At 57.5% G+C, this 12663-nt stretch carries 15 protein-coding genes; all 15 read left to right on the forward strand.

Annotated features, from left to right (window positions below; all coding sequences use genetic code 11):
* Positions 1-2 precede the first annotated feature (2 nt).
* The 15 genes from cysE to hisS all read left to right on the forward strand — a co-directional run bounded on the left by cysE (position 3) and on the right by hisS (position 12629).
* Complete coding sequence (gene cysE, locus V6F78_RS16805; protein WP_048374529.1) at positions 3-779, forward strand: serine O-acetyltransferase; 777 nt, start codon at positions 3-5, stop codon at positions 777-779.
* A 258-nt stretch (positions 780-1037) separates the two neighbouring features.
* The gene (iscR, locus tag V6F78_RS16810) at positions 1038-1529 is read left to right on the forward strand and encodes a Fe-S cluster assembly transcriptional regulator IscR (RefSeq protein ID WP_047273839.1); all 492 of its coding nucleotides are present in this window, start codon (positions 1038-1040) and stop codon (positions 1527-1529) included.
* 49 nt (positions 1530-1578) lie between these two features.
* Entirely contained in the window at positions 1579-2793 is a 1215-nt protein-coding gene (locus V6F78_RS16815; protein WP_332727896.1) for an IscS subfamily cysteine desulfurase, read from the forward strand.
* A 96-nt stretch (positions 2794-2889) separates the two neighbouring features.
* Positions 2890-3276: a Fe-S cluster assembly scaffold IscU gene (iscU, locus tag V6F78_RS16820; protein ID WP_007929523.1), complete on the forward strand. Its 387-nt coding sequence runs from the start codon at positions 2890-2892 to the stop codon at positions 3274-3276.
* A 62-nt stretch (positions 3277-3338) separates the two neighbouring features.
* Positions 3339-3662 carry an iron-sulfur cluster assembly protein IscA gene (iscA, locus tag V6F78_RS16825; RefSeq protein WP_047273844.1) on the forward strand — a complete coding sequence of 108 codons (324 nt, stop codon included), beginning with the start codon at positions 3339-3341 and terminating at the stop codon, positions 3660-3662.
* An 8-nt stretch (positions 3663-3670) separates the two neighbouring features.
* Complete coding sequence (gene hscB / locus V6F78_RS16830) at positions 3671-4192, forward strand: co-chaperone HscB (protein WP_047295442.1); 522 nt, start codon at positions 3671-3673, stop codon at positions 4190-4192.
* 50 nt (positions 4193-4242) lie between these two features.
* A complete protein-coding gene (hscA, locus tag V6F78_RS16835; protein WP_332727899.1) occupies positions 4243-6105 on the forward strand; it encodes a Fe-S protein assembly chaperone HscA in 1863 nt (620 codons plus the stop codon).
* Between the two features lie 3 nt (positions 6106-6108).
* Positions 6109-6450, forward strand: coding sequence for an ISC system 2Fe-2S type ferredoxin (gene fdx / locus V6F78_RS16840; protein WP_047273851.1), 342 nt, complete (start codon positions 6109-6111; stop codon positions 6448-6450).
* Positions 6451-6552: 102 nt separating this feature from the next.
* On the forward strand, positions 6553-6753 hold the full coding sequence (gene iscX, locus V6F78_RS16845; RefSeq protein WP_048374532.1) for a Fe-S cluster assembly protein IscX: 201 nt from the start codon (positions 6553-6555) through the stop codon (positions 6751-6753).
* Between the two features lie 94 nt (positions 6754-6847).
* Positions 6848-7273, forward strand: coding sequence for a nucleoside-diphosphate kinase (gene ndk, locus V6F78_RS16850; RefSeq protein ID WP_047273854.1), 426 nt, complete (start codon positions 6848-6850; stop codon positions 7271-7273).
* Between the two features lie 28 nt (positions 7274-7301).
* The gene (gene rlmN, locus V6F78_RS16855; protein WP_047273855.1) at positions 7302-8438 is read left to right on the forward strand and encodes a 23S rRNA (adenine(2503)-C(2))-methyltransferase RlmN; all 1137 of its coding nucleotides are present in this window, start codon (positions 7302-7304) and stop codon (positions 8436-8438) included.
* A 12-nt stretch (positions 8439-8450) separates the two neighbouring features.
* On the forward strand, positions 8451-9209 hold the full coding sequence (gene pilW / locus V6F78_RS16860; RefSeq protein WP_094990575.1) for a type IV pilus biogenesis/stability protein PilW: 759 nt from the start codon (positions 8451-8453) through the stop codon (positions 9207-9209).
* Positions 9209-10204: a RodZ family helix-turn-helix domain-containing protein gene (locus V6F78_RS16865; protein WP_332727904.1), complete on the forward strand. Its 996-nt coding sequence runs from the start codon at positions 9209-9211 to the stop codon at positions 10202-10204. Before pilW ends, V6F78_RS16865 begins: the two co-directional genes overlap by 1 nt.
* Before the next feature lie 3 nt (positions 10205-10207).
* On the forward strand, positions 10208-11317 hold the full coding sequence (ispG, locus tag V6F78_RS16870) for a flavodoxin-dependent (E)-4-hydroxy-3-methylbut-2-enyl-diphosphate synthase (protein ID WP_047273860.1): 1110 nt from the start codon (positions 10208-10210) through the stop codon (positions 11315-11317).
* A 22-nt stretch (positions 11318-11339) separates the two neighbouring features.
* Positions 11340-12629 carry a histidine--tRNA ligase gene (gene hisS / locus V6F78_RS16875; protein WP_047295436.1) on the forward strand — a complete coding sequence of 430 codons (1290 nt, stop codon included), beginning with the start codon at positions 11340-11342 and terminating at the stop codon, positions 12627-12629.
* Positions 12630-12663 lie beyond the last annotated feature (34 nt).

Below are 12663 nucleotides of genomic sequence, written 5' to 3' on the forward strand. Positions count from 1 at the left end.
AGATGTTCGAGCGTCTGCGTGAAGATATCCAGAGTGTGTTTCATCGCGATCCTGCTGCGCGCAATGCGTTTGAAGTGTTGACCTGTTACCCGGGCATGCACGCCATCTGGCTTCATCGATTGTCGGGGTGGTTGTGGCATGCAGGCTGGAAGTGGATGGCGCGGCTGGTCTCTAACTTCGGACGCTGGATGACGGGCATTGAAATTCATCCGGGTGCCAAGGTGGGTCGTCGTTTCTTCATTGATCACGGGATGGGGATTGTGATCGGCGAGACCGCAGAGATCGGTGATGACGTCACGCTTTATCAGGGTGTAACCCTGGGTGGCACCAGTTGGAACAAAGGCAAGCGCCATCCTACGCTGGAGAACGGTGTCGTCGTCGGTGCGGGCGCCAAGGTGCTGGGCCCATTTACGGTGGGTGCAGGCGCCAAGGTGGGCTCGAATGCGGTCGTCACCAAGGCAGTGCCTGCGGGTGCAACGGTTGTTGGGATTCCGGGGCGAATTATCATCAAGGCCGAGGGGGACGTTGAAGCCAGGCGTAAGGCGATGGCGGAGAAAATCGGCTTCGATGCTTACGGTGTCAGCGAGGACATGCCCGATCCTGTGGCGCGGGCTATTGCACAATTGCTGGATCATTTGCAAGCCGTCGATGGCAAGCTGGACGGTATGTGCGGGGCCCTGAAGGAGCTGGGCAGTACCTACTGCGCCAAGGACTTGCCCGCATTGCGCGAGGAAGATTTCGCCTGTGTTCAGGGCAAGGATGAAGTCAAGCCCGGTTAGGCCGATAGTGGTTCTAGGTGGTTGTGAAGGGTTGCGGCGCCACCTGCTTGCATCATTGGCCTGACGCTTTCTTGAGGTTTGCGGCAACGAGCGCGCTGTAAAACGCAGCATCGCTCGTGTGCCATTACGTCGCATAGCCTGCTACAATGCGCGCGCTGTTTTGCGGGTAATCCCGACTAAAGTACTAGGTCTAATAGTTGACTTAAATACTCGGGAATAGCATACTCGCCCCCATTCCGAATTCCGTGGTACCTGTCCATGAGACTGACTACAAAAGGCCGTTACGCCGTAACTGCAATGCTCGATTTGGCGTTGCACGCACAGCACGGGCCGGTGTCCCTGGCCGATATTTCCGAACGCCAGGGCATTTCCCTTTCCTACCTTGAGCAACTCTTCGCCAAGTTGCGCCGCAGCAGTCTGGTTTCCAGTGTGCGTGGCCCAGGCGGTGGCTATCAGCTATCGCGCGATATGCAAGGTATTCAGGTTGCCCAGGTGATCGATGCAGTCAACGAGTCTGTCGATGCGACACGTTGCCAGGGTCTGGGCGATTGCCATGCTGGCGATACCTGCCTGACACACCACTTGTGGTGCGACCTGAGCCTGCAAATCCACGAGTTTCTCAGCGGTATCAGCTTGGCTGATCTTGTTACTCGCCGTGAGGTACAAGAAGTAGCCCAGCGTCAGGATCAGCGCCGCTGTAATGGCAAAGCGCCGCACCTGGATAAGATCGAAGCGTCCGCCGTCGAGTGATTGCATAAAAACGACGGTGCGCCAGCCAGCCTGATTTAGGAGATAGTCCATGAAATTGCCGATTTACCTTGATTACTCAGCCACCACCCCGGTTGATCCGCGTGTTGCTCAAAAAATGAGCGACTGCCTGCTGGTTGACGGGAACTTCGGTAACCCGGCTTCGCGCTCCCACGTTTTTGGCTGGAAGGCCGAAGAAGCGGTCGAGAACGCACGTCGCCAGGTCGCAGATCTGATTAACGCCGATCCGCGTGAAATCGTCTGGACCTCCGGTGCGACCGAAGCCAACAACCTTGCCATCAAGGGCGCTGCGCACTTCTATGCGTCCAAAGGCAAGCACCTGATTACCGACAAAATTGAACACAAAGCCGTACTCGACACCATGCGTCAGCTGGAGCGTGAAGGTTTTGAAGTGACCTACATCGAGCCGGGTGAAGACGGTCTGGTCACGCCTGCCATGGTTGAAGCGGCCCTGCGTGAAGACACCATCCTGGTTTCGGTCATGCACGTGAACAACGAGATCGGCACCATCAACGACATCGCTGCCATTGGTGAGCTGACTCGCTCGCGCGGTGTGTTGTTCCACGTTGATGCCGCTCAGTCCACGGGCAAGGTAGAAATCGACCTGTCCAAGCTCAAAGTCGACCTCATGTCCTTCTCGGCTCATAAAACCTATGGCCCTAAAGGCATCGGCGCCCTGTACGTCAGCCGTAAGCCTCGCGTGCGTATCGAAGCCACCATGCACGGCGGCGGTCACGAGCGCGGTATGCGTTCCGGCACGCTGGCGACCCACCAGATCGTGGGCATGGGTGAAGCGTTCCAGATTGCTAAAGAAGAAATGGCTTCTGAAAACGTGCGTATCAAGGCGTTGAGCGATCGTTTCTTCAAGCAGGTTGAACACCTCGAAGAGTTGTACGTGAACGGCAGCATGACTGCGCGCGTGCCGCACAACCTGAACCTGAGCTTCAACTATGTTGAAGGCGAGTCGCTGATTATGGCGCTCAAGGATCTGGCCGTGTCTTCCGGTTCGGCCTGTACCTCGGCTTCCCTTGAGCCGTCTTACGTGTTGCGTGCGCTGGGTCGTAACGATGAATTGGCCCACAGCTCGATTCGCTTCACGTTCGGGCGTTTCACCACGGAAGAAGAAATCGATTACGCCGCGCAGAAAGTGTGCGAGGCGGTGACCAAGTTGCGCGCACTGTCGCCACTGTGGGACATGTACAAAGACGGTGTCGACATCTCGAAAATCGAGTGGGCGGCGCACTGATATTTCAAGTCGCCGCAGACAGCCGCTGTAAATGCAGCGAATAGCAGCGTTTACAGTGGCTCAAGAGCGACTCTCTGATGAGTGAGGATTAGTACTATGGCTTACAGCGAAAAGGTCATTGACCACTACGAGAACCCACGTAACGTCGGCAAGATGAACGCGGAAGACCCGGATGTCGGTACCGGCATGGTCGGCGCGCCTGCTTGCGGCGACGTGATGCGCTTGCAGATCAAGGTTAACGAGCAGGGCATCATCGAAGACGCCAAGTTCAAGACCTACGGTTGCGGATCGGCCATTGCTTCCAGTTCCCTGGCGACCGAGTGGATGAAAGGCAAGACTCTGGACGAAGCAGAGACCATCAAGAACACTCAGCTGGCTGAAGAGTTGGCGCTGCCGCCCGTCAAGATTCACTGCTCTGTACTCGCCGAAGACGCCATCAAGGCTGCCGTTCGCGACTACAAGCAGAAGAAAGGTTTGATCTGATCCATTGCGTCCCAATATGGCGCACATGTGGTGAAGAAACTGGCAACAGGTAAGGAGTCACGATGGCTATCAGCATGACAGAAGCGGCGGCCCGACATATTCGCCGTTCCCTTGACGGGCGCGGCAAGGGTGAGGGGATTCGTCTGGGTGTTCGCACCACCGGCTGCTCCGGCCTCGCCTATGTGCTGGAGTTTGTCGACGAAGTGGGCGAAGACGATCAGGTGTTTGAAACCCATGGCGAAAAAGTGATCATTGATCCCAAAAGCCTGACCTACCTTGACGGCACCGAGCTGGATTTCGTCAAGGAAGGCCTTAACGAAGGCTTCAAGTTCAATAACCCCAACGTGCGTGGCGAATGTGGCTGCGGCGAGAGCTTCAACATTTGAGGCCAGTCGTGGGTACTCCTTGTCATTTTGCTTTGTTTGAACTGCAACCGAGCTTCAGCCTGGACCTCGATCAGTTGGCTACGCGCTACCGTGAGTTGGCGCGCGGTGTTCACCCGGATCGCTATGCTGATGCTTCCGAGCGGGAGCAGCGCATGGCGCTGGAGCAGTCCGCCAGCCTTAACGAGGCCTATCAGACACTCAAAAGCCCATCCAGGCGCGCGCGTTATTTGCTCGAACTCAAGGGTAATGACGTGCCTCTGGAAGCAACGGTGCACGATCCTGAGTTTTTGATGCAGCAGATGCAGTGGCGCGAAGAACTTGAAGACTTGCACGACACCGCCGACATGGCAGGTATTGCAGCTTTCAAGCGTCGACTCAAAGACGCTCAGCAAGCCTTGAACGACAGCTTCGCTGCTTGTTGGGATGATGTTGCGCAGCGTGAACAGGCCGAACGCCTGATGCGGCGCATGCAGTTCCTCGACAAGCTCACTTACGAAGTGCGCCAGCTAGAAGAGCGCCTCGACGATTAACTCCGTGCTTTTCCGATTGCACGCCTGATTACAGATAAGTCCTGATAACGATGGCCCTACTGCAGATCGCCGAACCCGGCCAAAGTCCTCAACCGCACCAGCGACGTCTGGCTGTGGGGATCGACTTGGGCACCACCAATTCGCTGGTTGCTGCGTTGCGCAGTGGCCTTTCCGAGCCTCTGGCTGACGCAAGCGGCAATGTCATTTTGCCCTCAGCCGTGCGTTATCACCCTGACCGCGTAGAGGTGGGTGAATCAGCGCGCCTGGCGGCTTCAGCCGATCCGTTCAATACGGTGTTGTCGGTCAAGCGCCTGATGGGGCGTGGTCTGTCCGACGTAAAGCAACTGGGCGAGCAACTGCCTTACCGCTTTGTGGGCGGTGAGTCGCACATGCCGTTCATCGATACGGTTCAAGGGCCCAAAAGCCCGGTCGAAGTTTCGGCTGAAATCCTCAAGGTATTGCGCGAGCGTGCCGAGAAAACACTGGGTGGTGAATTGGTCGGTGCCGTGATTACGGTCCCCGCTTATTTTGACGACGCTCAGCGTCAGGCGACCAAAGATGCGGCCAAGCTGGCTGGTCTTAATGTGTTGCGTTTGCTCAATGAACCGACGGCTGCTGCGGTGGCTTACGGTCTTGACCAGTCTGCTGAAGGTGTTGTCGCTATCTATGATCTGGGCGGCGGCACGTTTGATATTTCAATCCTGCGCCTGACCGGCGGTGTATTCGAAGTGTTGGCGACCGGCGGCGACAGTGCGCTGGGTGGTGACGATTTCGACCATGCCATTGCTAATTGGATAGTCGGGCAGGCAGGGTTGTCGGCTGATCTGGACCCCGGCACTCAGCGTCAACTGCTGCAAAGCGCCTGCGCGGCCAAGGAAGCGCTGACGGATGCATCGAGCGTGACGGTTACGTTTGGCCAGTGGTCTGCCGAGCTGACCCGCGAAAGGCTCGATGCGCTGATCGAGCCAATGGTCGCCCGCAGCCTCAAAGCCTGTCGCCGAGCCGTGCGCGACGCCAATATCGAAGTCGAAGATGTGCAGGCCGTGGTCATGGTGGGTGGATCGACGCGCGTCCCTCGGGTGCGCGAGGCAGTCGCCGACATGTTTGGCCGTCAGCCGTTGACTGACATCGACCCGGATCAAGTGGTTGCCATTGGGGCAGCGATCCAGGCCGATACGCTCGCGGGCAACAAACGTGAGGGGGGGGAGTTGCTCCTGCTTGACGTGATCCCGTTGTCGCTCGGTCTTGAGACCATGGGTGGCCTGATGGAGAAAGTCATTCCTCGCAACACCACGATTCCCGTCGCGCGAGCTCAGGATTTCACCACTTACAAAGATGGCCAGACGGCCATGATGATCCACGTACTGCAGGGTGAGCGCGAGCTGATCAGCGACTGCCGTTCGTTGGCGCGTTTCGAGTTGCGTGGCATACCGCCGATGGTCGCAGGTGCCGCGAAAATCCGCGTGACTTTCCAGGTGGATGCCGACGGTTTGCTCAGCGTGTCAGCCCGTGAAACGGGATCGGGCGTTGAAGCGAGTATTCAGGTCAAGCCGTCCTACGGCCTGACGGATGGTGAAATCGCCAAAATGCTCAAGGATTCGTTCCAGTACGCAGGTGACGACAAAGTGGCTCGCGTGTTGCGTGAGCAGCAAGTCGATGCGCGGCGCCTGATCGAAGCCGTGCAAGCCGCGCTGGAGGTGGACGGTGACCGTCTGCTTGATGCTGAAGAGCGCAAGGTGATCGAGCTGCACATGCAGCAATTGTCCGAATTGTTAAAAGGCACCGATGGTTACGCCATTGAGCAGCAAACCAAGCGTCTGTCGCATGTGACCGATGCCTTTGCTGCCCGCCGTATGGACCTGACTGTCAAGGCGGCTCTGGCCGGGCGCAACCTGAATGAAATCGAGGAATAACTGATGCCGCAGATCATTTTTCTGCCACACGCCGAGCATTGCCCGGACGGTATGGTTGTTGAAGCCGAGACCGGTAAGTCGATCCTCGAGGTGGCGCATGACAACCACATCGAAATCGAAAGCGCCTGCGGTGGCGTCTGCGCCTGCACCACTTGCCACTGCATCATTCGCGAAGGGTTTGATTCGCTGGAAGAAGCTGACGAGCTCGAAGAAGACTACCTTGATCGCGCGTGGGGCCTGGAGGCACACTCGCGTCTGAGCTGTCAGGCCAAGGTCGGGACCGAAGACCTGACGGTCGAAATCCCGAAGTATTCGCTTAATCATGCTGCCGAAGCGCCGCACTGATTCGATCGCTGCCGGGGTGCGCTGACTGATTCGGGTCATTCCCTCTTTTCAGCCGCGCCAAGGTTCTGAGCGGTATAAGACTCTGCTTTTAAAGGAAGTGTCATGAGCCTTAAATGGGTTGATGTACAGGAAATCGCGATTCAGCTGGCTGAGGCTCATCCGGATGTTGATCCGCTGACGGTGAATTTCGTCAAGCTGCGCAATCTGGTGATGGCGCTGCCAGAGTTCGATGACGTCCCTGATCGCGGAGGGGAAAAGGTCCTCGAAGCCATTCAGGGGTTGTGGATCGAAGAGGCTGACTAAGCCTGCAACGCACGTAATTATGCAATACCCCTGAACCCGCGTATAATTCGCGGGTTTAATTTTTCGCTTCAATCACTGTTTCTGGAGTTACACCATGGCTGTTCAACGTACTTTCTCCATCATCAAGCCTGACGCCGTTGCTAAAAACGTTATCGGCAAGATCGTTACTCGTTTCGAAGACGCTGGCCTGCGCGTTGTTGCTTCGAAAATGAAGCAACTGTCCAAAGCCGAAGCTGAAGGTTTCTACGCTGAGCACAGCGAACGTGGTTTCTTCGGTGACCTGGTTGCCTTCATGACTTCCGGTCCGGTTGTTGTTCAGGTTCTGGAAGGCGAAAACGCTATCGCTCGTAACCGTGAGCTGATGGGCGCTACCAACCCTAAAGAAGCAGCTGCTGGCACCATCCGTGCTGACTTCGCTGAATCCATCGACGCTAACGCTGTTCACGGTTCCGACTCCGAAGCAGCCGCTGCTCGCGAAATCGCTTACTTTTTCGCAGCTACTGAAGTAACCACTCGATAAGCATCGGCTTGTGAGTGAGGGTGAAGACATGATTGCAACGACTGGCAAAACTAACCTGTTGGGTCTGACTCAACCGGAAATGGAGAAATTCTTCGACTCAATCGGGGAGAAGCGTTTCCGTGCCGGTCAGGTCATGAAGTGGATTCACCACTTTGGCGTCGATGATTTCGACGCCATGACGAACGTCAGCAAGGCCTTGCGCGATAAGCTCAAGGCCATTGCCGAGGTTCGCGGTCCTGAAGTCGTCAGCGAGGACATATCCACCGACGGTACCCGTAAATGGGTCGTTCGCGTGGCGTCCGGCAGCTGCGTCGAGACCGTTTATATTCCCCAGGGCAAACGTGGCACCTTGTGCGTTTCGTCCCAGGCGGGCTGTGCCCTGGATTGCAGTTTCTGCTCCACCGGCAAGCAAGGTTTCAATAGCAACCTCACGGCCGCTGAAGTCATCGGCCAGGTGTGGATTGCCAACAAATCCTTTGGCAGCGTTCCGGCAACCATCGACCGCGCCATCACCAACGTGGTGATGATGGGCATGGGCGAGCCGCTGCTCAACTTCGACAACGTTATCGCTGCCATGCACCTGATGATGGACGACCTGGGCTATGGCATCTCCAAGCGCCGGGTAACCCTGTCCACGTCTGGCGTGGTGCCGATGATCGATGAGCTGGCCAAGCACATCGATGTATCGCTGGCGTTGTCGCTGCACGCACCCAATGACGCACTGCGCAGTCAATTGGTGCCAATCAACAAAAAGTACCCGCTCAAAATGTTGCTGGAATCCTGCCGTCGTTATATGGCGACCCTGGGTGAGAAGCGCGTTCTGACCGTTGAGTACACCTTGCTCAAAGACGTGAACGACCATGTCGATCACGCGCGTGAAATGATCGAACTGCTCAAAGACACGCCCTGCAAGATCAACCTGATCCCGTTCAACCCGTTTCCTCACTCCGGTTATGAGCGCCCTAGCAACAACGCTATTCGCCGTTTCCAGGAGCTGCTGCAAAACGCGGGCTACAACGTGACCGTGCGCACCACGCGTGGTGAAGACATCGACGCGGCGTGCGGGCAGTTGGTGGGGCAGGTCAATGACCGGACGCGCCGCAGCGAGCGCCACATTGCTTCGATTGAAGCCGATCTGGCGCAAAACGCCGCCGCCCGGCCTTAAGAGAGGAACGCTATGACCCTGCGCGCGGCGCTTTGTGTGGTGTTGGTCAGCGTAATGGCTGGCTGCGTTTCATCGGGTGGATCAAACCCTTTGAGCACCAACAAGGGCCGTGATGCAGCGCGTCAGGCGTATGTGCAACTGGGGCTCGGCTATTTGCAGCAAGGTTTGGCCGAGCAGGCGAAGATCCCGCTGGGTAAGGCACTCGAACTCGACAAGCGTGACCCGGACACCCTCGCCGCACTGGCTTTGCTGTATCAGTCCGAAATGGAACCCGAGCTTGCGGAGAACAGTTACCGTCAATCGCTGAGCGCCCGTGCCCAAGACGCGCGTACGCTCAATAACTACGGCAGTTTCCTGTTCGAGCAGCAACGCTATCAAGAGGCCTTTGCGCAGTTTCAGAAAGCCTCGACCGATAATCTTTACCCCGAACGCTCCCGTGTTTACGAAAATTTGGGTATAACGGCGCTCAAGCTTGGGCAACCCGAAGTGGCGCGCCAGCATCTGGTGAAAGCGCTGCGTCTGAATCCGAAGCAGCCGCGAGCCTTGCTGGAGATGGCCGAGCTGTCGTATCAGGACAGGCAATATGTGCCAGCCCGTGACTATTACGATCGTTTTAGCCTGCTTAGTGGGCAAAATGCACGTAGTCTATTGCTCGGCGCGCGGTTGGCGACTGTCTTCGATGACCGTGCCACACCTGCCACGTTTGGCCAGCAACTAAAACGACTTTATCCCGGCACGCCGGAATATCAGCAATACCTGTCGGAGCAATGATGAAAGCGGCGCAACCCGAAGTTCCAGCAGTGACACGAGTCAATCCCGGCGAGACCTTGCGTCAGGCCCGGGAGAGCAATGGATGGGCATTGGCCGAAGTTGCCTTGAAGCTCAATCTCACGGTCAGCTCCTTGAGTAATCTTGAGGCGGGCGCGTTCGACAAATTGCCGGGTCATACATTTGCCCGTGGCTACATCCGCGCTTATGCCAAATTGCTGGGCATGGACCAGGCTGCGCTGGTGCATGAGTTTGATGTCTACACAGGAACGGATTCGACCGGCAGCAGCGTTCACAGCCTTGGCCGAATCGAAGAGCCCGTGCGTGTGTCGCATACCATCTTGCGTATTGTCAGCCTGTTACTGCTGCTGGCAGTGATCGGCGGCGGCTTTCTCTGGTGGCAGGACCAGACGTCCATGCGCGCCAAAGACCTTGTTGGCCTCACGCCTGAGCACGTTGAAGTGGAAGGCGCGGACGGCACAACCCAGATCCATCCGCTGGACGAACCGGAAGATCAGGCCGTCGCTGAAGCCAAAACCGAAGGCGATGCGGCTGTCCCGGCCGAACCCGCAGACGACCAGACGGGCGCGACTGCGTTAGCACTGCCTGGCGTACCCGAAGCGCCCGTTGCTGTTGCGCCCGCGCCTGCAACCCCTGCGCCGGCGGCTCAAGCAGCGCCAATGCCAACGCCGGTGGCGCCTGCCTCCGTGGCCGCTCCCGCTGCACCTGTCACTGAAGCGGCACCTGCGGTGGCAGGTGCTGGCAAGGTGGGCGTGCAGTACACCGCCGATTGCTGGACTCAGGTCACCGATGCGAATGGCAAAGTGCTGTTTGGCGGTCTGAAGCGCAAGGGCGACAATCTTGAAGTGAGCGGTAAGCCTCCACTCAGCTTGCGTCTGGGCTATGCCCGGGGTGCGCAAGTGACCTACAACGGTCAGGCAGTGGATGTGGCTCCTTTCACCAGTGGCGAGACTGCTCGCCTGAAGCTAGGTCAATAAGTCATGCACGGCGAATCACCCATCAAACGTCGCGAATCGCGCAAAATCTGGGTTGGCTCTGTACCGGTAGGTGGCGATGCCCCTATCGCGGTTCAGAGCATGACCAACAGTGACACCAATGATGTTGCAGCGACCGTTGCTCAGATCAATCGCCTTGAAGCCGCAGGCGTCGATATCGTGCGGGTTTCCGTCCCGGACATGGATGCTGCCGAAGCGTTTGGCCGCATCAAGCAACTGGTCAAGGTGCCATTGGTCGCCGATATTCACTTTGACTACCGCATTGCATTGCGTGTGGCCGAGTTGGGTGTCGATTGCCTGCGTATCAACCCCGGCAACATCGGTCGCGAAGACCGTGTACGTGCCGTTGTGGATGCAGCACGTGATCGGGGTATCCCGATTCGTATCGGCGTGAATGCCGGTTCCCTCGAAAAAGATTTGCAAAAGAAATACGGCGAGCCGACGCCTGCCGCACTGGTCGAGTCGGCACTGCGTCACGTAGAACACCTTGAACGCCTGAATTTTCAGGACTTCAAAGTCAGCGTCAAAGCGTCCGATGTGTTCATGGCCGTTGAGGCCTATCGCTTGCTGGCCAAGGAAATCGTTCAGCCTTTGCACTTGGGAATCACCGAGGCGGGCGGGTTGCGTTCCGGCACAGTGAAATCTGCCGTGGGGCTGGGTATGCTGCTCGCCGAGGGCATTGGCGATACCATTCGTATCTCGCTGGCCGCCGACCCGGTAGAAGAAGTGAAAGTCGGCTACGACATTCTCAAATCCCTGCGTTTGCGTTCCCGTGGCATTAACTTCATCGCGTGCCCAAGCTGTTCGCGCCAGAACTTCGACGTGGTAAAAACCATGAACGAGCTGGAAGGGCGCCTGGATGATCTGTTGGTCCCCTTGGATGTTGCTGTGATCGGCTGTGTGGTCAACGGCCCCGGCGAAGCCAAGGAGGCCCATGTGGGCCTGACCGGCGGTACGCCAAACCTGATTTACATCGACGGCAAGCCGTCGCAGAAATTAACGAATGAAAATCTGGTGGACCAGCTTGAAAAACTGATCCGCCAGAAAGCGGCCGAAAAGGTCGAAGCCGACGCAGCTGTTATTGCGCGCGGCTAATCAAACGAATTAAGGATTTTCTGTGAGCAAGTCACTGCAAGCCATTCGTGGCATGAACGACATCCTGCCCGAGCAGACGCCCCTGTGGCGTTTCTTTGAGGGCAAGGTCGCGCGTCTGCTGGATAACTACGGTTACAAGCAAATTCGCATGCCGATCGTCGAGTTCACCGAGCTGTTCAAGCGTTCGATCGGTGAAGTGACCGACATTGTCGAAAAAGAGATGTACACCTTCGAAGACCGCAACGGCGATTCGCTGACCCTGCGTCCCGAAGGCACTGCGGCCTGTGTGCGTGCTGTGCTTGAGCACGGCATCACCGGCGGCGGTCAGGTGCAAAAACTGTGGTACGTCGGCCCGATGTTTCGCCACGAGCGTCCTCAAAAAGGCCGTTATCGCCAGTTCCACCAGGTGGGCGTCGAGGTGTTCAACCTTGACGGTCCGGACATCGATGCCGAGTTGATCGTGCTGACCTGGCGCCTGTGGGGCGAGCTGGGGATTCGTGACGCGGTCAAACTGGAACTCAATAGCCTGGGCACCAGCGAGGCCCGTGCCCGCTACCGTGCCGCGCTGGTTGAATACCTGACTTCGCGCCTGAGCGAACTGGACGAAGACAGCCAGCGCCGTCTCAAGTCCAACCCGCTGCGTGTTCTCGACACCAAGAACGCTGACACACAGGCCGTTCTGGTTGACGCACCGAAGCTGGTGGACTACCTCGACGAAGAGTCCCGCGTGCACTTCGAGGGCCTCAAGGCGCGTCTCGACGCGGCGGGCATTCCTTACGTCATCAACCCGAAGCTGGTTCGCGGGCTTGATTACTACAGCAAGACCGTATTCGAGTGGGTCACCGACAAACTCGGGGCCCAGGGCACTGTCTGTGCCGGCGGGCGTTATGACGGTCTGGTTGAGCAAATGGGCGGCAAACCGACCTCCGGCGTGGGCTTCGCCATGGGCATCGAGCGTCTGATCCTGATGCTGGAAACCCTTGAGCAAATCCCTGAAGAAATCTCGCGCCAGGTCGATGTGTACCTGTGCGCCTTCGGTGAAGCTGCTGAACTGGCCGCACTGGCCTTGAGCGAACGTGTTCGCGATCAGTTGCCGAACCTGCGCCTGCAAGTCAATGCCGGTGCGGGCAGCTTCAAAAGCCAGTTCAAGAAGGCCGACAAGAGCGGCGCGCTGTATGCGCTGATCCTGGGCGACGACGAATTGGCCCGGCAAGTGGTAGGCGTCAAACCCCTGCGTGGCCAGGGTGAACAACAAACTATTGCCTGGGATGCTCTTTCAGAGCACTTGGCCACCTGCGTCGTGCAGGATTGAAGCTGTAAAAACAGCCGATTTATCGAATAAGGAG

The sequence above is a fragment of the Pseudomonas sp. ESBL9 genome, assembly GCF_036668715.1.
In the GTDB taxonomy this organism is placed as follows: Bacteria; Pseudomonadota; Gammaproteobacteria; order Pseudomonadales; family Pseudomonadaceae; genus Aquipseudomonas; species Aquipseudomonas lundensis.

Excerpts from the sequence above, each read along its gene's own strand:
- cysE (WP_048374529.1), top strand. The coding sequence starts at position 3 with ATGTTCGAGCGTCTGCGTGAAGATATCCAGAGTGTGTTTCATCGCGAT.
- iscR (WP_047273839.1), top strand. The coding sequence starts at position 1,038 with ATGAGACTGACTACAAAAGGCCGTTACGCCGTAACTGCAATGCTCGAT.
- V6F78_RS16815 (WP_332727896.1), top strand. The coding sequence starts at position 1,579 with ATGAAATTGCCGATTTACCTTGATTACTCAGCCACCACCCCGGTTGAT.
- iscU (WP_007929523.1), top strand. The coding sequence starts at position 2,890 with ATGGCTTACAGCGAAAAGGTCATTGACCACTACGAGAACCCACGTAAC.
- iscA (WP_047273844.1), top strand. The coding sequence starts at position 3,339 with ATGGCTATCAGCATGACAGAAGCGGCGGCCCGACATATTCGCCGTTCC.
- hscA (WP_332727899.1), top strand. The coding sequence starts at position 4,243 with ATGGCCCTACTGCAGATCGCCGAACCCGGCCAAAGTCCTCAACCGCAC.
- fdx (WP_047273851.1), top strand. The coding sequence starts at position 6,109 with ATGCCGCAGATCATTTTTCTGCCACACGCCGAGCATTGCCCGGACGGT.
- iscX (WP_048374532.1), top strand. The coding sequence starts at position 6,553 with ATGAGCCTTAAATGGGTTGATGTACAGGAAATCGCGATTCAGCTGGCT.
- ndk (WP_047273854.1), top strand. The coding sequence starts at position 6,848 with ATGGCTGTTCAACGTACTTTCTCCATCATCAAGCCTGACGCCGTTGCT.
- rlmN (WP_047273855.1), top strand. The coding sequence starts at position 7,302 with ATGATTGCAACGACTGGCAAAACTAACCTGTTGGGTCTGACTCAACCG.
- pilW (WP_094990575.1), top strand. The coding sequence starts at position 8,451 with ATGACCCTGCGCGCGGCGCTTTGTGTGGTGTTGGTCAGCGTAATGGCT.
- V6F78_RS16865 (WP_332727904.1), top strand. The coding sequence starts at position 9,209 with ATGAAAGCGGCGCAACCCGAAGTTCCAGCAGTGACACGAGTCAATCCC.
- ispG (WP_047273860.1), top strand. The coding sequence starts at position 10,208 with ATGCACGGCGAATCACCCATCAAACGTCGCGAATCGCGCAAAATCTGG.